This is a genomic window from Camelimonas sp. ID_303_24, from assembly GCF_053543495.1.
Genome location: NZ_JBLLJM010000005.1, coordinates 437,938 through 457,409 on the forward strand (window position 1 = coordinate 437,938; position 19,472 = coordinate 457,409).

Here is a 19,472-nt window from a genome sequence, read left to right on the forward strand (position 1 = left end):
TGAACGGAGGTGTTGACGGGGATAATCTCGCCATTCCGGCGCCACGCTTCACCGCCAACCTGGTGAGCATCCGGGTCCTGGCTGGCGACGACGACGCCCCAATCCCGGCGCCGTTGCCGGGAACCAAACTGCTTCCGGGCGCATTGACGGCACAGGTCAAGCTGCAACTCCGAGGGAGAGGATCGATGAAAAAACTGCTGGCTATCGGACTGGTGACGATGGGACTGGCAGCCTGCCAAACCCCCGGCGAACGCGCGGTTGGCGGCGCGGCCATTGGCGGCCTCGCCGGCGCGGCGATCGGCGGCGCGGCTACGGGAACCGGCGGCGGCGCTCTTGCCGGCGCGGCGCTTGGCGCGGGCGCAGGCGCGATTGTCGGCGCCGGAACGGCCAACTGCCGCAGCTACTACTATGGCGGTCGCCGCTATCAGGAATGCTACTGATACCCGCGAAATGACTGCTGGCGCGCCTTCTCCCCTTGCGGGCGCGCCTCCCCCTGCGGGCGCGCCTTCTGGCCCGGGGGTGACAAACCACGCCCGGTCGACGCCATCAGGCAGCCTTCCAACCCGGCGCAGTCGGGTTGGCCCCCTGGATGACAGGCTGCGACGCCAAATCCGGCGTCGTTTTTTTTGCGCGAAACCTCCTGCGGGCGCCTCGAAAATTACGCGTTCTGATGTTCCCATGCAGGTTCGATGACGCCTGATTCTCCTTTATTCCTTATCTTTTCCAGTTGCCGCACGCCCCGCCGCCGCCAGTTGGCCGACGCCTGGGCGGGCGCGTTTGACCGTGGAAGCGGCCAATGAGCGTCTGGGGAAAACTCGGCGGCCTGGGGCTCGGCGCGGTGCTTGGCGGGCCGCTTGGCGCGCTGGTGGGCGCCGCCACCGGCCACATGCTGCTCGACAGGAGCGACAGCCCCGGCGCCCAGGCCTGGGCGGCCACCGGACGGTTTCTGGAGAGCACCGGCCTGTTCGCGCCTGGCGGCATTTTCGGGCCGCCGCCGCCGGAGGTGGTCTACGCCACCGGCCTTGTGGCCCTGTGCGCGAAGATGGCGCGCGTCGATGGCGTGGTTACCCACAACGAGATCGCCGCCTTCCGCAGGATCATCGACGTGCCGGTGGAGGACGTGCCGCGGGTCGAGCGCCTGTTCGATCTCGCCCGCCAGACCACCCATGGCTTCGATGCCTACGCCCGCCAGCTCGCCAGCCATTTCGCCGGCAACCGGCCATTGCTGGAAAGCGTGCTCGACGCCCTTTTCGAGATCGCCCGCGCCGATCACGCCATCCATGAGGCGGAGCTGGCGTTTCTGGAAGAGGTGGCGCGCATTTTCGGCTTCAGCCACGATGAGTTCGTCGCCATCCAGGCCAATCACGTGGCCATGCCGGACGATCCCTGGCGCATCCTGGGCGCCCGCCGCGACATGAGCGCCGCCGAGCTGGCGCAATGCTATCGCAGGCAGATGGCCGAGCACCATCCGGACCGGCTGATCGCCGCCGGCATGCCGCAGGAGGCGATCATCGTCGCCAACGACCGCGCCGCCGCCATCAACGACGCCTACGCCCGCATCCGCGCCCTGCGCAGCCAGAAGAAGGCGGACGCCGCCTGACCTGCGCAGCCTGACTTGCGCGGGCCATGTCTTGAGCTTTGCCCGCGTTCAGGTGAAACAGGCGAAGCATCTCCCTGCCGCCCGCACCGGCGGCATCCAACGCTTGCCCCGTCCGTGCTTGCCATGTCTGCGCTTGCCACGTCCGCGCTTGCCATGTCCGCGCATGGCGGATTTTCAGGAGCCTTCATGTCCCGTCTGGAACCTGACAGCCCGGTCGCCGCCAGGGTGTTTCCCTCGCCAAATCACGGTGAACGCGCCGGTGGCCAGGCGCCGCGCCTGCTGGTCCTGCACTACACCGGCATGCCGGACGCGGGCGAGGCGCTGCAGCGCCTGTGCAATCCGGTGGCGGAAGTTTCGGCGCATTATTTCGTGTTCGAGAATGGCCATGTGGTGCAGATGGTGCCGGAAGCCCGGCGGGCCTGGCACGCCGGCGCCAGCTTCTGGAATGGCGAGACCGACGTGAACTCCGCCTCCATCGGCGTCGAGATCGCCAACGCCGGCCACCCTGGCGGCCTGCCGCCCTATCCCGACGCCCAGATCGCGGCGGTGACGCGCCTCGCCCAGGACATTATCCAGCGCTGGTCGATCCGCCCGGAGAACGTGCTGGCCCATTCGGACGTGGCGCCCCTGCGCAAGGACGATCCGGGCGAGCTGTTTCCCTGGGAGCGCCTCGCCCAGGCTGGCGTTGGCCATTGGGTCCGCCCTGCGCCCATCAGCGGCGGCCGCTTCCTCAGCCTAGGCGAAAGCGGCCCGCCGGTGGAGGCGTTGCAGGCCATGCTGGCGCTTTATGGCTATGGCGTCGACATGAGCGGCGACTATGACGCCGGCACCGAGGCGGCGGTGCGCGCCTTCCAGCGGCATTTCCGGCCGGAGCTGGTCGATGGCGTCGCCGACGCCTCCACCATCACCACCCTGCGCGACCTCATCGCCAGCCGCCAGGGCCCGCTGGTGGCCTGAAGGGCCGCTCGCCTTGCGGAGCCGGCGGCCCGGGCGTATCTACAAAGCGTGAGCATCCGTTCACAACAGTCCGGGGAGTGCCCTGCCCCGGTGGCAGGGCTGAGATGGCGCGACGCCAAATCCTTTGAACCTGATCCGGCTGGCGCCGGACCGGAAAGCCGCAATCGCTTCCCGGACCAATCCGGCGCCGACTCAAGGCACGGGCCATTCCTGGACGCTTTCAGGCGCCCAGGAATGGCCCGCATCGGCGGAGGGACGGCATGACAACGGCGAACACCCAGCCTCCAGACAAGTTGCGCGACGGGCCCGCTATTTCGGTGGTTGGCGCCGGCGTCGCCGGAAGCTGGTGCGCGCTGGCGCTGGCGGAGGCTGGCTGCGCTGTCACCCTGTATGACCAGGGAGCCGGCGATCTGGCCGGCGCCACCAGCTACTGGGCCGGCGGCATGCTGGCGCCTGATTGCGAGGCCGAGGTTTCCGAGCCGCTGGTGATGCGCCTTGGCCACCGCTCCCTCGCCCTGTGGCGGGCCGCGTTCCCAGACGCGGCGTTCCATGGCTCCCTCATCGTCGCCCATCCACGCGACCGGGCCGACTTCGAACGCTTCGCCCGCATCACCCCTGGCCATGAACGGATGGGCGCAGCGGAGATCGCTGCGCTCGAGCCGGCGCTGGAGGGGCGGTTTCGCGACGGTCTGTTTTTCCCGGCGGAGGGCCATGTGGAGCCGCGCCGCGTCGTGCCGGCCATCCACCAGCGGCTACGGACGCTGGGCGTCGGCCTGCGCTTTGGCGCGCCGGTCGAGCCGGAAGCGCTGGAAGGTCTGGTGATCGACTGCCGGGGCATGGCGGCGCGCGACGCCCTGCCGGCCCTGCGCGGCGTCAAGGGCGAGGTGGTCACCATCGAAACGCCGGAGATCAGCCTCAGCCGGCCGGTGCGCCTGCTGCATCCACGCTGGCCGCTCTATGTGATCCCGCGCCCCAACAACCGTTTCGTCATCGGCGCCTCGACCATCGAGAGCGAGGACGACCGCATCTCCGTCCGCTCGGCGCTGGAGCTGATGAGCGCCGCCTTCGCCATCCATCCGGCGTTTGGCGAGGCGCGCATTGTCGAGATGGGCGCGGGGCTTCGGCCGGCCTTTCCGGATCACGCGCCGCGCATCACCGTCCAGGGCAGCATTGCCCGCGTCAACGGCCTCTACCGGCACGGCTTCCTGATGGCTCCGGCCATCGCCGAAGCCGTGACCCGCTGGATCGTCGCGGGCGTGCGCGACGACGAACTGTTTCATATGGCGGGCCACGCGACGGCCCGCGCGCTTGAGGAGGCGACGCCGTGAACGACAATCTGACCGATGCGCCCGTCCTCAGGCTCACCGTCAATGGCGAGAGCCGCCAGGTGGCCGCCGCCAGCGTGCGGGCGCTGCTTGACGCTTTGGACTATGACGGCGAGTTCATCGCCGTTGCCGTCAACCAGGCGGTGGTTTCGCGCGGACGCTGGGGCGAGGATTTGCTGCGCGACGGCGACGACATTGAAATCGTCTCGCCGCGACAGGGTGGATGACCGGCATGCTCAAGCTTTATGGCGAAGAAATCGCCTCGCGCCTGATGATCGGCACGGCGCTATACCCCTCCCCCGCCGTGATGCAGGCGGCGGTGCGCGCCTCGGGCGCCGGCATTCTCACCGTGTCCGTGCGGCGCGAGACGGCGGGCGGCGCCACCGGCGACAGTTTCTGGGCGCTGATCCGCGAACTGGGGCTGAAGATCCTGCCCAATACCGCCGGATGCCGCACGGTGCGCGAGGCCGTGACAACCGCCCAGCTTGCCCGCGAACTGTTCGGCTCCTCCTGGATCAAGCTGGAGGTGGTGGGCGACGACGACACCCTGCAGCCGGACGTGGTCGCGCTGGTTGAGGCCGCCGACATCCTGATCCGCGACGGCTTCCAGGTGTTCCCCTATTGCACTGAGGACCTGACGGTGGCGACCCGCCTCGTTGACGCCGGCTGCCAGGTGGTGATGCCCTGGGCCGCGCCGATCGGCAGCGCCAAAGGCATCGTCAACCCCGGCCCGCTGGCCCTGTTGCGCAACCGCTTTCCGGATATCGCCCTTGTGGTCGACGCCGGCCTCGGCGCGCCCTCCCACGCCGCCCACGCCATGGAGCTGGGCTATGACGCGGTGCTGCTCAATACGGCGGTGGCCAAGGCCGGCGATCCGGTGGCCATGGCCCGCGCCTTTGGCCAGGCCGTCGCGGCGGGCCGCACCGCGTGGGAAGCCGGCCTGATGGCCCCGCGCGACTTCGCCTCTCCATCAACGCCTGTTCCAGGGACGCCGTTCTGGCATGCTGCAAACTCCTGACCGTTTCTATCCCATCGTCGACAGCGTCGCCTGGATCGATCGCCTCGTGCGCTGCGGCGTGCGCACGGCGCAGCTTCGCGCCAAGGATCTGGACCACGCAGCCGCCGTGGCGATGATCCGCGAGGCGCTGGCATTGACCCTGCCCGCCGGCGTGCAACTGATCGTCAACGACTACTGGCAGGCAGCCATCGACGCCGGCGCCGGGCATCTGCACCTGGGCCAGGAGGATCTGGCCGAGGCTGACCTCACCGCCATCCGCAACGCCGGGCTGACGCTGGGCGTCTCCACCCACGACGAGGCGGAACTGGAGACGGCGCTGGCGGCGCAGCCCGATTATGTGGCGCTCGGCCCGATCTGGCCGACAACCCTGAAAGTCATGCCCTTTGCCCCCCAGGGGCTGGAGCGGATTGGCGAATGGAAGCGTCGGGTTGGCGCGACGCCATTGATCGCCATCGGCGGCATCACCCTGGAGCGCGCGCCAGACGTCTTCGCTGCCGGCGCGGATTCCATCGCCGTGGTCAGCGACGTGACCATGAACGCCGACCCGGAAGCGCGGGTCGCCGCGTGGCTGGCGCTGGCCAGCCCCGGCGTCTGACCGGCGCGCCCCCGCGTCACGCCGGCGCCTCCTGACTGAACAGCCCCTCCACATCAACCGGGCCAGCCCGCGCGGCTGGCCCTTTGCCATGCGTGCGCGCTCCTTTGGGTCCCGAACGCCGGCGCGCCTTCGTCCGGCTCATGGCGCCTCCCGCCCGACCCATGGCGTTGCCCGCCAGGCGGAACTGGCGCGCCCAAGACAGGCGCCCATGCAGGCGCGCCAGTTTGGCGGGGCGGAAGCAACGCGACCCGGTCGGGATACAGCCCACGCCTGGCCCCGCCCGGGAGCAAATCATTTCCCGACCGTGAATCGTCTGCATTTTTCACGACGACGGATTGTCGCAGGAAGCCCATATCCACAGCCCGCTCTGGCGTGGCCCGGATTGTTGCGCGTTGCTTGCGCACAGCGCCGCCACAACATGAGGAGTCGCACGGCCAGATGGTTCACTCTTGCCACGTTCAGTATCAGCGCGTGGAGACAAAGTATTGCGCTCCACAACCCCAACCCGGCCGATAAAGGAATATAGTCAAGCAATGTGCACTCATGTCGCAGGTTCACCGTTGCAGGTGAAACCGTGCGCCACATTGTGGTCACGACCCGCCATTTTCTGACGCGATCCGCAACAACAAAGGACGGATCGTTGCTATCCAGGAAACAAGTATTTGCCGCCACCCTGGTCGGGTTCACGGCGTTCACCACATCGGCAGCTTTCGCAGATACACCTTCGTCCCGCCAACCCGGCCAGCACGGCGTCGCCAGCTGGTATGGGCCCGGCTTCTACGGTCGCAAGACCGCCAGCGGCGAACGCTTCACGGGCAAGGCCCTCACCGCCGCGCATCGCACCCTTCCCTTCGGCTCCATGGTTCGCGTCACGGACAGGCGCTCCGGCCGCTCCATCGTTGTTCGCATCAATGATCGCGGCCCCTTCAAGCGCGGCCGCGTGATTGACCTGTCCGCCGCAGCGGCCCGCGCCCTCGGCATGGGCGGCGTCGCGCCTGTGGTGGTGACGCCGGTGGTCCGCACCGCCGCCAACGAAGCGCAGACAACCAACCGCTAAAGCAGTTCTCGATCAATCCAGATCGCAAACTGCTCTAACTTCCTTGTTTTGAGCGAACTCTGATCGATCACCTGATTCCAGCTGATCGGAAAGCGCTCTAACGCCCTGGAACTGCCCTTCGCGCCACCCCGGCGCGGGCAATCGCCAGACATGAAAACGCCGCCCGCGTGTTGCTTGAGGGCGGCGTTTCGATTCATCCAGCCGCCGGCGCCTGCCTGGCGGATACTGTGGGGCCTGCGGCGCTCAGGCGGCGCTTTTCGCGTAGGCCGCCGGGTCGTAGTTCAGCACCGGCGCCAGCCAGCGCTCAACCTCGGCGATCTCCATGCCCTTGCGGCGGGCGTAATCCTCCACCTGGTCGCGCTCCACCTTGGCGACGCCGAAATAATAGGCGTCGGGGCACGACAGGTAGAGACCCGACACCGAGGCGCCCGGCCACATGGCGTAGCTCTCGGTGAGCTTGACGCCGATGCGCTTCTCCGCCTGCAGCAGGTCGAACAGGGTCGCCTTCTCGGTATGGTCCGGCTGGGCCGGGTAACCGGGCGCCGGGCGGATGCCGTCATAGGTCTCGGCGATCAGCTCGTCATTGCTCAGGCTCTCATCCGGCGCATAGCCCCAGAACTCCTCGCGCACCCGCTGGTGCATGCGCTCAGCGAAGGCTTCGGCGATGCGGTCGGCCAGCGCCTTGACCATGATGGACGAATAGTCGTCGTTGGCCCCCTCGAAGCGTTTGGCGATGCGGTCTTCCTCCGGCCCGGCGGTGACGACGAAGCCGCCCACATAATCCGGCCTGCCGATGCCTTCGGGCGCGACGAAATCGGCCAGCGCGAGGTTCGGGCGGCCATCGCGCTTGCTGAGCTGCTGGCGCAGGGTGAAGAACGTCGCCAGCGTCTCCTGACGGCTTTCGCCGGTATAGAGACGGATGTCGTCGCCGACGGCGTTGGCCGGCCAGAAGCCGATCACCGCCTTGGGGGTGAACCAGCGCTCATCGACGATGCGCTTCAGCATGCGCTGCGCGTCCTCATAAAGCTGGCGCGCCGCCTCGCCCTGCTTCGCATCCTCCAGAATGGCGGGGAACCGCCCCTTCAGCTCCCAGGTCTGGAAGAACGGCGTCCAGTCGATATAGGGAACCAGCTCGGCCACGTCGTAGCTGCGGAACACCCGCTCGCCGAGGAACGTCGGCTTCGGCGGCGGCGCCGCCCAGTCCACCTTCATGGCGTTGTCGCGCGCCTTCACCAGCGGCAGGCGATGCTTCTCCGCCTCGGCGCGGGCATGACCGGCGGCCACCTTTTCGTATTCGGCGCGCACGCCGGCCACGTAATCCGCCGCCTGCATCTGCGACAGCAGGCTGGAGACCACGCCAACAGCGCGGCTGGCGTCGGCCACATACACCGCCTGGTTGCGGTGATAATTGGGGTGGATCTTCACCGCCGTGTGGACGCGGCTGGTGGTGGCGCCGCCGATCAGCAGCGGAATGTCGAAGCCCTCGCGCTCCATTTCCGCGGCCACGTGCACCATCTCATCCAGCGACGGGGTGATGAGCCCGGAGAGGCCGATGACATCGACTTGTTCCTTGCGCGCCACGTCGAGAATTTTCGCCGCCGGAACCATGACGCCGAGGTCGATCACCTCGTAATTGTTACAGGCCAGCACGACGCCAACGATGTTCTTGCCGATATCGTGCACATCGCCTTTCACCGTCGCCATCAGCACCTTGCCGGCGCTGGAGCGGCCGCCGCCGCCCGCCGCCTTCTCTTCCTCCATGAACGGCATCAGCCAGGCCACCGCCTGCTTCATCACGCGGGCCGACTTGACCACCTGGGGCAGGAACATTTTGCCGGCGCCAAACAGGTCGCCGACCACGCCCATGCCAGCCATCAGCGGCCCCTCGATCACGTCGAGCGGGCGGGCGGCGCTGAGGCGCGCCTCCTCGGTGTCGACGTCGATATATTCGGTGATGCCGTTGACCAGGGCATGCTCCAGACGCTTCGCCACCGGCCAGGTACGCCAGGTCAGGTCGGCCTCGCGCGCCTGGCGGCCGGCGCCGCCGCGGAATTTTTCCGCCACGTCCATCAGCCGCTCGGTGGCGTCGGGACGGCGGTTCAGCACCACGTCCTCGCAGGCCTCGCGCAGGTCCGGATCAATCTCGTCGTAGACGGCGAGCTGGCCGGCGTTGACGATGCCCATGTCCATGCCGGCGCGAATGGCGTGCAGCAGGAACACCGCGTGCATCGCCTCGCGCACCGGCTCATTGCCGCGGAACGAGAACGACAGGTTGGAGACGCCGCCGGAAACATGGACGTGCGGCAGGGTCTGGCGGATGCGCTGCGTCGCCTGGATGAAGTCGACGCCGTAATTGTTGTGCTCCTCGATGCCCGTCGCGACAGCGAAGATGTTGGGATCGAAGATGATGTCCTCGGGCGGGAAGCCGACCTGCCCGGTGAGGATCTTGTAGGCGCGCGTGGTGATCTCCACCTTGCGCTGCGCCGTGTCGGCCTGGCCCTGCTCGTCGAAGGCCATCACCACGACGGCGGCGCCATAGGCGCGAACGATGCGCGCCTCGTGAATGAACTTCTCCTCGCCTTCCTTCAGCGAGATCGAATTGACGATGCCCTTGCCCTGCAGGCACTTCAGCCCGGCCTCGATCACCTCGAACTTCGACGAGTCGACCATTACCGGCACGCGGGCGATGTCCGGCTCGGCGGCGACCAGATTGAGGAAGTCGGTCATGGCCTGCTTTGAATCGAGCAGGCCCTCGTCCATGTTGACGTCGATGATCTGGGCGCCGTTGGCCACCTGGTCGCGGGCCACTTCGAGGGCCGCGGCGTAGTCGCCGGCGGTGATCAGCTTGCGGAACTTCGCCGAGCCGGTGACGTTGGTGCGCTCGCCGATGTTCACGAACGGAATGTCGTCGGTGAGGGTGAAGGGCTCCAGGCCCGACAGGCGCAGCCGCGGCTCCACTTCGGCCACGACGCGCGGCGCCTTGCCGGCAACGGCCTTCGCGATGGCGGCGATATGGGCCGGCGTGGTGCCGCAGCAGCCGCCCACCACATTCACCAGACCGGAGGCGGCGAACTCGCCGACCAGCGCCGCCATGGCCTCCGGGCTCTCGTCATAGAGGCCGAATTCGTTGGGCAGGCCGGCGTTGGGATAGGCGCAGACCAGCGTGTCGGCGACGCGCGACAGCTCCTGGATGTGGGCGCGCATTTCCCGGGCGCCGAGGGCGCAGTTGAGGCCGATGCTGAACGGCCGGGCGTGGCGCAGCGAGTTCCAGAAGGCCTCCGGCGTCTGGCCCGACAGGGTGCGGCCGGAAAGATCGGTGATGGTGCCGGAGATCATCAGCGGCAGGCGCACGCCCTTTTCCGCGAATACCTGCTCCGCCGCCACCACCGCCGCCTTGGCGTTCAGCGTGTCGAAGATGGTCTCGATCAGGATGAGGTGCGAACCGCCGTCGACCAGGCCGCGAATCTGTTCGGCATAGGCGTCGCGCACCTCGTCGAAGCTGACGGCGCGGTAGCCGGGATTGTTGACGTCCGGCGAGATCGACAGGGTGCGGTTGGTCGGCCCCACGGCGCCGGCGACGAAGCGCGGGCGGCCATCGCGGCGCTCCGCCTCCTGCGCCGCCTCCAGCGCCAGCCGGGCGCCATCGCGGTTCAGCTCGTAGACGATGGCTTCGAGGCCATAGTCGGCCTGGGCGATCGACGTGCCCGAGAAGGTATTCGTCTCGACGATATCGGCCCCGGCCATGAAATATTCGAGGTGAATCTCGCGGATGGCGTCGGGTTGGGTCAGGATCAGCAGGTCGTTGTTGCCGCGCAGGTCATGACCATGATCGCGGAACCGTTCACCGCGAAAATCCGCTTCCGAGAACTTTCGCCCCTGGATCATCGTGCCCATGGCCCCGTCGAGCACCAGAATGCGCTCGCGGGCAGCGGCGTTCAGGGCGGCGCGCACGGCGTCGCCGTCGGCCGGGCTGGCGGCGGGGATGATCGGCTGGGTCGAGGTCTTGGTCATGGCTTGATCCGGATGCGCGACAGGGCGCCGGCTGGAGCAACGGTCTGGCGGCGCTCCAAAGGCGGGCGGCGCTGCATTGCGTTCTAACATGAAAGGTTCCCAGACCGCCGCAGGCCGTCCGGGAACCGGAGTGGCGTCAGCCCGCCGGCTGGCCGGAAGGTCCGGCGGCCGGGCGCAGGCCAAGCAGGTGGCACACCGCGTAGACCAGATCGGCCCGGTTCATGGTGTAGAAGTGGATATCCTCCACGCCCCGGTCAATCAGCTCCGCCGCCTGCTCGCTCACCACGGCGGAGGCGATCAGCCGCCGGGTCTCGGGGTCGTTGTCCAGCCCCTCGAAACGCTGGGCCAGCCAGCCCGGCACGCTGGCGCCGGTGCGGGCGGCGAAACTGGCCGCCTGGGTGAAGTTCTGCACCGGCAGCAGGCCGGGCACGACCGGAATATTGACGCCGCGCGCCCGCGCCCGGTCAAGGAAGCGGAAATAGACGTCGTTGTCGAAAAAGAACTGGGTGATGGCCCGCGTCGCGCCAGCGTCGATCTTGCGCTTCAGCATGTCGATGTCAGCGTCGAGATCGGGGCTTTCCGGATGCTTTTCCGGATAGGCCGACACCGACACCTCGAAGTCGCCGATGGCGCGGATGCCGGCAACCAGATCGGCCGAGGACTGGTAGCCCTGCGGGTGGGCGTGGAAGGCGTGGCCCGGCCCCTCGATGGCGTCGCCGCGCAGCGCCACGATGTGGCGCACCCCGGCGGCGTGATAGCCGCGGATCACCTCGTCCACCTCATCGCGCGAGGCGGCGACGCAGGTGAGATGCGCCGCCGGCGTCAGCGCCGTTTCGTCGACAATGCGCTTCACCGTGGCGTGGGTGCGCTCGCGGGTGGAGCCGCCGGCGCCATAGGTAACGGAGACGAAGTGCGGCCGCATCGGCTCCAGCCGCCGGATGGCGCTCCACAACTGCTCCTCCATCGCCGGCGTTTTCGGCGGGAAGAACTCGAAGGAGGCGCGCGGAACGCGGACGCTGTCGCGGCTCGGGCGAAACCCTCCGCCATCCCCTCTACCAGTTCCTTGGGCAATCATCATGCAACCCCTGAATTCTGGCCGTCCGGCGACCAGTCGGTAATGACGCGCGGATCGCGGGCCAGCCACAGCACAACCGTCAGGCCGCCGGCGGCGCCCACATCAGCGTCTGGCGCGCCCGTGGTCGGCAGCCGCACGCTGCGCTGCAGCTCAAGCCCGGCGGCGGCAAACCACGCCGCCATCTGCGCATCGTCAAACCCCAGCCGCCGGTGCTGATGGCCGGTGCGGAGAAACTCGTGTTCATGCGTGGCGAAATCGACCGCCAGCAGCCGCCCGCCCGGCGCCAGCGCCGCGGCGGCCTCGCGCAAGGCGCGGCCGGGATCGTCAAGAAAATGCAGCACCTGATGCACCATCACCAGGTCGAAAGCGCCGCGCTCCACGTCGAGAGCATTGATGTCGCCCTGGCGCAATTCGGCGCGGGTGACGCCAGCGCGCTCCAGATTGGCGCGCGCCACCTGCAACATGGCCGGGCTGGCGTCGACGCCGACAAGGCGCTGCGCCTGGGGGGCCAGCAATTGCAACATGCGCCCGGTGCCGGCGCCGAGATCAAGCAAGGCGCGCACCGGCGCCGGGCCGACCAGATCGCCAATCGCCTGCTCCACCGCCGCCTCCGGCGCGTGCAGTGCGCGCAACTGGTCCCATTCCGGCGCGAGGCGGGCGAACCAGGCGCTGGCGGCGCGGGCGCGCTCCTCGCGGACCTGGGCCAGGCGCTCAAGGTCACGCGCCAGCAACGCATCGTCCTGCGGCAGGGCGTCGACCAGCGCCCGCAACGGCGCGGGAAAACCGCCGCCGCCGGCAAGGCGGAAAAACGCCCAGGCGCCCTCGCGGCGCCGCTCCACCAGCCCGGCCTCGCACAGCAGGCGCAGATGGCGGGAAATGCGCGGCTGCGACTGGCCAAGAATGTCCGTGAGATCGGAAACGCTGAACTCGCCCCGCGCCAGCAGATACAGGATGCGCAGGCGCGTTTCCTCCGCCGCCGCCTTCAGCGCGGCGAGGATGGCGTCAAACGAGACGTTGTCAGCAACGGACACGCGCAACCCCACGATAGCCAACCGGAGAGCGCAGCACGCCCCGTCGCTGGAAATCAGCGTTGCGAAATAGATATAAACATATCTTTATATGGTCAAGCGCCGAATGCGCCCACCCTGGAGCCTTTTCCAGCCACAATGGACCGAAAGAGGCTCCCGCATCCTTTATCCTGGGCGCGTTGTGGCCGATCAGGCGATGCCGTCGGGCCGGAACCGCCCTAGCGGGTGGCCGCCGCCGTGCGGGAAATCGGCAGCTTGCTGTTGCGCCGCACGGCGATCAGCAGCACGCCGCCGAGCGCGATGGACGAACCCAGCACGGTGCTGACCGTCAGCTGGTCGCCCGTCATCGCCATGCCGAGGGCGATGGTGAACAGCGGGCACATCAGGGTGAGCGGCGCGATCAGGCTGGCCTCGTATTTTTTGATGAGGCCATAATACGTGGTGTGGGCGCAGACCGAGACAACCAGCGCCGCGAACATCACGGCGAAGAACAGCATCCAGCCGCCATTGATCGCCCGGGGCAGCACCTGCTCCTCAAACAGCAATGTGCCAAAAGCCAGCGGAATGGCGCTGACCAGCCCCACCCAGGCCTGAAACTGCAGCGGCCGCACCTTCGACATCTGCCGCATCATGATGGCGCCAACCGAAGAACAGACCGCGGCCGCCGCGACGAAGGCGAGGCCCGTCGTGGCGCTGACGCCGCGCGGGTCCCACATCACCAGCATGGTTCCGCTGAACGCCAGCAGAATGCCCAGCCGGCGCCGCCAGCCAATCACCTCGCCAAGCACGATAACCGACAGGATGGTGGTGATTGGCACGCCAAGCTGGCTGACGATGGCGGTGGCCGATGGCGTCGCCGTCGCCAGGCCGATGAACACCAGCGCGAAACTGCCCGCGCCCATGCACAGGCCAACAACAATGATTCGCCACAGCGGCTTTGGCGCCGGCAACAGCCACGGCAGACACACCAGCGCCACCACCAGGAAGCGCGCCGCGGCATAGAACAGCGGCGGCGCATTCAGCTCCGAGATCACCACTTTGCTGAGCACCGTGCTGAAAGCCCAGGCAAGACAGATCAGCACGAGGAGGACAAAATCGCGGATGTTCATGGAATGACCCGGGCGGATGACCTGACAGTCGCGGCCAGATGTGATCCGCGACCGGCGCACGCGGAACGGCGCACGCTGGGCCTCGTCACATCCTGTTGAAGGGACGGCAGGCTGCCCCTGGATCGAAACCCGATCCAGGCTGTCCTGTTTTGAGCGAATTCTGATCGACCAGACGATGTCGGCCAGTCGGAAAGCGCTCTAGCCCCGGGGCCGCGACCGGGCAATGACATATTGGGCTCACTGCCAGATTTTGCATGACTGCCAGACGATGATATGTGCGCGACGCATCACGGGCGGCGTTGGCATGCAATTTGCACAAACAAACGCCCAATTGCCGACCCAAATGCGGGTCAGGTTGCCATGATGCGCTTCGCCTGCTGGCTGGGTCGCATTTTTCGGGATCGGTCGACGCCTGGGCCTGTCAGGCCTGACGCCAACGCCGGAATGACAGGGACCCAGCAATGCGCCTGGAAACGTCAGACATCACTGACACGCGGCGGCAGATGGCGGGGGCCTTGCCGGCTGCCCCACGGGCGCGCGGCGTCGCCCAACCGGACATCGCCCCACCGGTCGGCGCGCCGCCGGACGCCCGGCCGAAGGCTGACGCCCCCGCCGCGTCCCGGCGGGTTGAAACCATCGACATGTGGCGCGGCCTCGTGCTGGTGGTGATCTTCATCAACCACGTTCCCGGCAATCTGCTGGAACACCTGACGATGAAGAACTTCGGCTTCTCCGATTCCGCCGAGGCTTTCGTCTTCGTCTCGGGACTTGCCGTCGCCCTCGCCTATTTCCCGAAGCTCAACGCCGGCGACTGGCTCGGCACGGCGCGCCGCTGCGTCAAGCGCGCCATGAAGCTATATGGCGTGCACCTGCTGCTCACTCTAGCGGCGCTGGTGATGTTTGGCCAGGCATTCCTCGCCACCGGCATCACCGAGCTGGCCACCAACCATGGCCGCGACATCAGCTTCATGGAGCCGGCGCGGGCCCTGGCCGGGCTGGTGCTGCTCAGCCACCAGATCGGCTATTTCAACATCCTGCCGCTGTACATCCTGCTGATGCTGGTGGCGGTTCCGCTGCTGATGCTGGCCTGGGTGCGGCCATTGCTGGCGCTGGCGATTTCCGTAGCGGTCTACGCCTGGTCGCGGTTCAGCGATTTTGGCCTGCCCACCTGGCCCATTGAAGGCCGCTGGTTCTTCGACCCGCTGGGCTGGCAGCTGCTGTTCACCGTCGGCATCGTCTGCGGCGCGGTCTGGCGCGGCCGCAAGCTGCCGTTCTCCCCCACCCTGTTCGGCCTCTCGGTCGCGTGGCTGCTGGTCAGCCTGATCGTGGTCACCAACGGCTTCGGCCAGTCTCCTGGACTTTATGATGAGGCGCGCGTCTGGGCCGACCTCAGCAAGACCGATCTCGGCCTTGGCCGCATGTTCCATTTCCTGGCGCTGGCCTATGTGCTGTCGCAGATGCGCGTTGGCGAAGCCATCCTGCGCCTGCCTGGCGCCGACAAACTCACCCTGATGGGTCGTCACGGCCTGGCGGTGTTCGCCGCCGGCTCGCTGGCCAGCGCCCTTGGACAAATTCTGCTTGCAGTCAGCCATGGTTCGCCCATTGTGGGGGTCGTCTATGTCGCCGCGGGCATTGTCGGGCTCGTGGCCTTTGCAAGTTGTCTTGAATGGTTTTCAACCGCACGCTCTCAGCGGGCCAGCGCCCATCAGTCCCATGCTCACGGCGGCGCCAGCCAGCGCAACGGCGCCTGAGCCTGATTGCCGCTGTGTTCCTTGGCGGTCTGATGCCCTTCGCGGCGCTGTCGCATGCGGGCGCGGCGGAAGGCGCCCTGCCGGCCATGATGGCGGCGGCGGGAGACGCCATGATGGCGCCGCCGAAGTCCGTCGCCCTGGCGCCGACGGCGCCTGGAAGCGAGGGCCTGAAGTCGGGCGAGTCAAAGGAGCGCGGCGCCATTGAGCGAAAGATTCCGGAGCTGTCCCATGGCGATGCGCCGGCGCGTCCCATGATGCGCCCCCGCCTCAGCGCGCCGGATTGCGTCTCGGCCCGTCCGTTGCTGGCCACCTCAGGCACATTGCGGCACACCGGCCAGAGACTGGCCGAGGGCAAACCGCTGCGCATTCTCGCCATCGGCTCATCAACCACGGAAGGCATCGGCTCCACCGCGCCAGACCGGACCTACCCGGCGCAGCTTGAAAAGGAAATCGAGCGGCTGCTGCCGCACGCCAGGGTGGACATGCGCATCTCCGGCGTCGGCGGCGAAACCGCCGTGCAGACCCTGGCCCGACTGGAGCGTGAGCTGGCGGCGCACAATCCGGACCTGGTCATCTGGCAGGTGGGCACCAACGACGCCCTCTCTGATGTGGGCGAGGAGACTTTCAAAACCCTGCTGGACAAGGGCATCGCCTCGGTGAACGCTACCCACGCCGACCTGGTGCTGATGAACCAGCAGTTCTTCCCCTCCATTCGCCACAAGGCCCGTTACGAGCGCTTCGTCCGCATGGTGCAGGACGCCGGCCTGAAGAAGCGCGCCTGCGTCTTCAATCGCTATGCCCTGATGCGGCAATGGGGCGAGGATTCCGCCGACACCCTGCGCGCCATGCTGTCGTCGGATGAATTCCACATGAGCGATCGCGGCTACGCCTGCATGGCCCGCGTGCTCGCCGACGAGATCGTCCGCGCCGCCTGGCAGGATCACGCCGACACCAGCGCCATGTAACGCCGCCGGATACCCCGCCCGTCACGCTCCGGCTTGCGCATGGCGCTACAGATCCTGGGGCTTCAGGTTACAGGCGCTCCAGCTCGCGAACGCCCCAGGCCATATCTGCGGGGCGATGCGGTTGCATCAGCAGATGAGCCCGGCGCGAACCTCCCGCTCAAGCCCGTCGATCAGGGCGTCGCCCCTGCCAACGGAAAGGCGCCGGATGCGCCCGGCGCCCATATCGGCAGGCGCCGGCATCGCAGCGGGCCATGAGCCCGCCCCGTCATCGCCACCAAAGCGCCCCGCCGCGCCCACCCCGGATCGCGCAGGCGGCCGGCTGGCCGCTGCGCGCTCCGCGCCGCCGTCGCCGGCCTGGTCGCCGGGGCCGAGCATCTCCCGCGCGATCGGCCCGACCGGACCCAGATCCATCAGCGGTATGCCGGCGTCGTGAGAAACGTAACTCATCACCGCGTCCAGCGCGCCTTCGCCGGAACCGTTGACAAGGCCCTTCACACTCAGATGCACCGAGGCCGTCCGGCCAATCCCCCCGCCGCCCAGGCCCGAGATCCAGTTGAAGGCATAGGGATGGAAACCGTAGCCAACAGCGGCTCCGTTGCGGCCCCCAACCTGACGATTAAAGAGATCGACGGACAGGGCTGGCCCGTCGAGCCTGAACAGGCCGCCACAGAAATGCTGGAGCCCGTCGCCGCCGGGAAACGGCAGATGCGTAATCAGGTCCCATTGCTTCGTCCTGGCGTTCCAGCGAAATTCAAAGGAGAAGTTCCCGAAATCGAGATAGCTACCCGCCCCGCGCCCTGGATAAAACATCAGACCATAGTCTTCCATTGAAGCGACCACTCCAGCACGCTGACAGCTATAAATTCACAGTTATAAGTTATCCTCCAGCAACCTTATGGGCATAAATACTATACCTATGCCCTAAACAGCCTCTACCGCGCCATCGTGCAATAATTTCTCATAGAGATTTGAGAGTTTTGCCCTCTCGCGCGCGCCAGCCACCGGCAAATCGTCCCGGACTTCGTGCTCGGCAATCGGTCCATGGAACCGGACCGGCGCGGCGACGCGCCCTGACTGAATGACAGGCCCGTTCACCATATACGCCCGCAGCCAGCGCCGGACCGGGACGCTGCCCTCAATCTCGTCCATGGGGAATGGGGGAAGCGAGGAGAAATTCACACTCCGCACGACCCCGCGATAGGCCAGCACCGGCATGTCCCCCAGTTTTTCCGAGACCTCCTGGGCGAAGGAGCGCCGCAACAGCGCATCCGATCCGCCGTGACAGGAAACGAGGTGAACGCCCCGAAACCACGTCTCCCGCCGCAGACCATCAACAAGCGTAGCAATGTCCCCGGCGTCCAGCAACCGCCCGCCCACTACCATGCCCAGGGAAACGCCGTCCCCACCGGGCGCTCCATGCGCCGTCAGGTTCAGCCAGGGCTCGCCATGGTCCCAGCCGACGAAGCCGAAAGCGTCGGTCTCTCCATCCGACACCGCGTGGAACACCATGCGCGGCGTCTGGCGCCCGGGCCACGCGGCCCCGCTGAACGGGCGTGGCGCGGGCCGTTTCCTGAACCAGTCCATCCAGCGCATGATGCGCCCTTTCGCCATTTGGCCCGTTGCTGTGCAGTCATGGCGCGGCCCGGCCTGAACAGCAGCCTGGCCGACCGGCATTCGCTCAGAACAAACGGGGGCATGCGCAGTCTCCAATCCGCCTGAATCTGAAGCTGTCACGAACAACCCGCACGGATGATCATGCCATTGTCGCGCGCGACGCGGGCGTCATTTCGCAGGGCGCCCGGCCTTACGTCAGATCACAAAACCGCAGACGCATCCATGACCTGAAAACCTCAAGGCCACCCCAGGTTTCACCCAAATCCGGCGAGCCGAGCCAGTCGGGTTTGGGTGTTACTCAGGCTCCCTGACCAGTTCCCCCTGCCCGACGGTGAAGGCGCGCAGCCGCAATTTGCTGCGATGGTCGCCGGCGCCGTTCTGGCCATCGGGCATGCGGCCACGGAAGTAAGCCTTCTGCCAGCCGGCCCGGGCCGTGTCCGGATCGCCCTGCTTCAGGCCATCGTTAAAGGCGTCCCGTTCGCGGGCCCAGCGCCGGTATGAACTGTTCAGATCGCCATCCTGCTGGATTGCCTCGAACGATGGGCGCACCGCCTCCAGCGCGCCGCGCGCCACCGGGAAGAAATGGCACACCGGCTCACCGGCCTCGAACACCACCGGATGGCCGGGCCGGGTGAACAGCCAGTTCATGGTGAAGGTGTAGGGCGCCCAGTCGGTCTCGATCACGCCAGTCAGCGGCGCGATGCCGTCTTTTGGCCGGTTGAACGGCCCGGTGACAAAAATGTCGTACCCCGGCTCGGTGCGGAACAGCACCGGCACATGAAAGGTCAGAACGCCGCTGCCGAAATGGCTGACCGCCATGCTGTCGCCATCGCAACTCACCTGGATGGCGTCGGTATCCGCCCGCCCATCCCATACCGCGACAAGGCGCTGCCGGCACAGCACCTCCCAGCCATGACAATTGGCGATATTGAGCGGCAGGCAGCGGTAGGCAAAGCGGTTTGGCGTTGCATCCATCCACGCCCGCTCCAGCGGCGCCGGACGGATCGTGATGGTCTGCCCCTCCAGTACATAGCCGGTCAACTTCATCTTCACCCCCCCAATAATAATTGCACACAATACACAACAATACGCATCAACCATATTATAAACTTGCTAAATTCATGCAAAATACTGCCCGCCCGGCCGTGGGGCGCGCACCCTGCCTGCCTTGATCGGCGACGGCCGCCGGGCCATGTTTCAAACCTCTGCTTCAGCCTGGGACCAGCCGTCATTGACGGAGGCAGGCGGCAATGACGGAGACAAAGGCGGAGGAAACAAGCTGGAACAATCTGGCGAAACCCGGCCCGGGGCGCATGCGCTGGCGGCCAGGATGAATGCGTTTGCAAACTGTACGCGCGTTTCCCTGA

The 19,472-nt window shown here is 67.1% G+C and carries 17 protein-coding genes; 10 read left to right on the forward strand and 7 right to left on the reverse strand.

What is annotated here, in order from left to right; all coding sequences use genetic code 11:
• Positions 1 to 185: 185 nt before the first annotated feature.
• The 8 genes from ACERNI_RS07565 to ACERNI_RS07600 all read left to right on the forward strand — a co-directional run bounded on the left by ACERNI_RS07565 (position 186) and on the right by ACERNI_RS07600 (position 6,552).
• A complete protein-coding gene (locus ACERNI_RS07565; RefSeq protein WP_448832654.1) occupies positions 186 to 440 on the forward strand; it encodes a hypothetical protein in 255 nt (84 codons plus the stop codon).
• 356 nt (positions 441 to 796) lie between these two features.
• Positions 797 to 1,600 (forward strand): TerB family tellurite resistance protein, encoded by an 804-nt coding sequence (locus tag ACERNI_RS07570; RefSeq protein WP_448832655.1) that lies wholly within the window; start codon positions 797 to 799, stop codon positions 1,598 to 1,600.
• Between the two features lie 186 nt (positions 1,601 to 1,786).
• Complete coding sequence (locus ACERNI_RS07575) at positions 1,787 to 2,557, forward strand: N-acetylmuramoyl-L-alanine amidase (RefSeq protein WP_448832656.1); 771 nt, start codon at positions 1,787 to 1,789, stop codon at positions 2,555 to 2,557.
• Positions 2,558 to 2,817: 260 nt separating this feature from the next.
• A complete protein-coding gene (locus tag ACERNI_RS07580) occupies positions 2,818 to 3,885 on the forward strand; it encodes an FAD-dependent oxidoreductase (protein WP_448832657.1) in 1,068 nt (355 codons plus the stop codon).
• A complete protein-coding gene (gene thiS / locus ACERNI_RS07585; protein ID WP_448832658.1) occupies positions 3,882 to 4,109 on the forward strand; it encodes a sulfur carrier protein ThiS in 228 nt (75 codons plus the stop codon). The genes ACERNI_RS07580 and thiS overlap by 4 nt, the downstream gene beginning before the upstream one ends.
• Before the next feature lie 5 nt (positions 4,110 to 4,114).
• The gene (locus tag ACERNI_RS07590) at positions 4,115 to 4,900 is read left to right on the forward strand and encodes a thiazole synthase (protein WP_448832659.1); all 786 of its coding nucleotides are present in this window, start codon (positions 4,115 to 4,117) and stop codon (positions 4,898 to 4,900) included.
• Positions 4,887 to 5,495: a thiamine phosphate synthase gene (locus tag ACERNI_RS07595; protein ID WP_448832845.1), complete on the forward strand. Its 609-nt coding sequence runs from the start codon at positions 4,887 to 4,889 to the stop codon at positions 5,493 to 5,495. Before ACERNI_RS07590 ends, ACERNI_RS07595 begins: the two co-directional genes overlap by 14 nt.
• A gap of 640 nt (positions 5,496 to 6,135) precedes the next feature.
• Positions 6,136 to 6,552, forward strand: coding sequence for a septal ring lytic transglycosylase RlpA family protein (locus tag ACERNI_RS07600; protein WP_448832660.1), 417 nt, complete (start codon positions 6,136 to 6,138; stop codon positions 6,550 to 6,552).
• A gap of 243 nt (positions 6,553 to 6,795) precedes the next feature.
• Here the strand turns inward: ACERNI_RS07600 and metH are convergent, their stop codons facing one another.
• From metH to ACERNI_RS07620, 4 genes are all read right to left on the reverse strand, one after another.
• Positions 6,796 to 10,563, reverse strand: coding sequence for a methionine synthase (gene metH / locus ACERNI_RS07605; RefSeq protein ID WP_448832661.1), 3,768 nt, complete (start codon positions 10,561 to 10,563; stop codon positions 6,796 to 6,798).
• Between the two features lie 136 nt (positions 10,564 to 10,699).
• A complete protein-coding gene (gene metF, locus ACERNI_RS07610) occupies positions 10,700 to 11,641 on the reverse strand; it encodes a methylenetetrahydrofolate reductase [NAD(P)H] (RefSeq protein ID WP_448832662.1) in 942 nt (313 codons plus the stop codon).
• Entirely contained in the window at positions 11,638 to 12,669 is a 1,032-nt protein-coding gene (locus ACERNI_RS07615) for an ArsR/SmtB family transcription factor (RefSeq protein WP_448832663.1), read from the reverse strand. Before ACERNI_RS07615 ends, metF begins: the two co-directional genes overlap by 4 nt.
• 215 nt (positions 12,670 to 12,884) lie before the next feature.
• Entirely contained in the window at positions 12,885 to 13,775 is an 891-nt protein-coding gene (locus ACERNI_RS07620) for a DMT family transporter (protein WP_448832664.1), read from the reverse strand.
• Positions 13,776 to 14,290: 515 nt separating this feature from the next.
• On the opposite strand from ACERNI_RS07620, the gene ACERNI_RS07625 reads away from it, so the two are divergent.
• Positions 14,291 to 15,526: an OpgC family protein gene (locus tag ACERNI_RS07625; RefSeq protein ID WP_448832665.1), complete on the forward strand. Its 1,236-nt coding sequence runs from the start codon at positions 14,291 to 14,293 to the stop codon at positions 15,524 to 15,526.
• A gap of 32 nt (positions 15,527 to 15,558) precedes the next feature.
• Complete coding sequence (locus ACERNI_RS07630; RefSeq protein ID WP_448832666.1) at positions 15,559 to 16,491, forward strand: SGNH/GDSL hydrolase family protein; 933 nt, start codon at positions 15,559 to 15,561, stop codon at positions 16,489 to 16,491.
• Positions 16,492 to 16,617: 126 nt separating this feature from the next.
• Here the strand turns inward: ACERNI_RS07630 and ACERNI_RS07635 are convergent, their stop codons facing one another.
• The 3 genes from ACERNI_RS07635 to ACERNI_RS07645 form a co-directional block, all read right to left on the reverse strand.
• Positions 16,618 to 17,319 carry a hypothetical protein gene (locus ACERNI_RS07635; protein ID WP_448832667.1) on the reverse strand — a complete coding sequence of 234 codons (702 nt, stop codon included), beginning with the start codon at positions 17,317 to 17,319 and terminating at the stop codon, positions 16,618 to 16,620.
• A gap of 93 nt (positions 17,320 to 17,412) precedes the next feature.
• Positions 17,413 to 18,165, reverse strand: coding sequence for a hypothetical protein (locus tag ACERNI_RS07640; protein ID WP_448832668.1), 753 nt, complete (start codon positions 18,163 to 18,165; stop codon positions 17,413 to 17,415).
• Positions 18,166 to 18,399: 234 nt separating this feature from the next.
• On the reverse strand, positions 18,400 to 19,152 hold the full coding sequence (locus tag ACERNI_RS07645; RefSeq protein WP_448832669.1) for a DUF6065 family protein: 753 nt from the start codon (positions 19,150 to 19,152) through the stop codon (positions 18,400 to 18,402).
• Positions 19,153 to 19,472: the final 320 nt, after the last annotated feature.

What these genes read in the sequence shown, in the direction of transcription:
- ACERNI_RS07565 (WP_448832654.1), top strand. Translation starts at nt 186, where the DNA reads ATGAAAAAACTGCTGGCTATCGGACTGGTGACGATGGGACTGGCAGCC.
- ACERNI_RS07570 (WP_448832655.1), top strand. Translation starts at nt 797, where the DNA reads ATGAGCGTCTGGGGAAAACTCGGCGGCCTGGGGCTCGGCGCGGTGCTT.
- ACERNI_RS07575 (WP_448832656.1), top strand. Translation starts at nt 1,787, where the DNA reads ATGTCCCGTCTGGAACCTGACAGCCCGGTCGCCGCCAGGGTGTTTCCC.
- ACERNI_RS07580 (WP_448832657.1), top strand. Translation starts at nt 2,818, where the DNA reads ATGACAACGGCGAACACCCAGCCTCCAGACAAGTTGCGCGACGGGCCC.
- ACERNI_RS07590 (WP_448832659.1), top strand. Translation starts at nt 4,115, where the DNA reads ATGCTCAAGCTTTATGGCGAAGAAATCGCCTCGCGCCTGATGATCGGC.
- metH (WP_448832661.1), bottom strand. Translation starts at nt 10,563, where the DNA reads ATGACCAAGACCTCGACCCAGCCGATCATCCCCGCCGCCAGCCCGGCC.
- metF (WP_448832662.1), bottom strand. Translation starts at nt 11,641, where the DNA reads ATGATGATTGCCCAAGGAACTGGTAGAGGGGATGGCGGAGGGTTTCGC.
- ACERNI_RS07620 (WP_448832664.1), bottom strand. Translation starts at nt 13,775, where the DNA reads ATGAACATCCGCGATTTTGTCCTCCTCGTGCTGATCTGTCTTGCCTGG.
- ACERNI_RS07630 (WP_448832666.1), top strand. Translation starts at nt 15,559, where the DNA reads ATGCCCTTCGCGGCGCTGTCGCATGCGGGCGCGGCGGAAGGCGCCCTG.
- ACERNI_RS07635 (WP_448832667.1), bottom strand. Translation starts at nt 17,319, where the DNA reads ATGGAAGACTATGGTCTGATGTTTTATCCAGGGCGCGGGGCGGGTAGC.
- ACERNI_RS07640 (WP_448832668.1), bottom strand. Translation starts at nt 18,165, where the DNA reads ATGCCGGTCGGCCAGGCTGCTGTTCAGGCCGGGCCGCGCCATGACTGC.
- ACERNI_RS07645 (WP_448832669.1), bottom strand. Translation starts at nt 19,152, where the DNA reads ATGAAGTTGACCGGCTATGTACTGGAGGGGCAGACCATCACGATCCGT.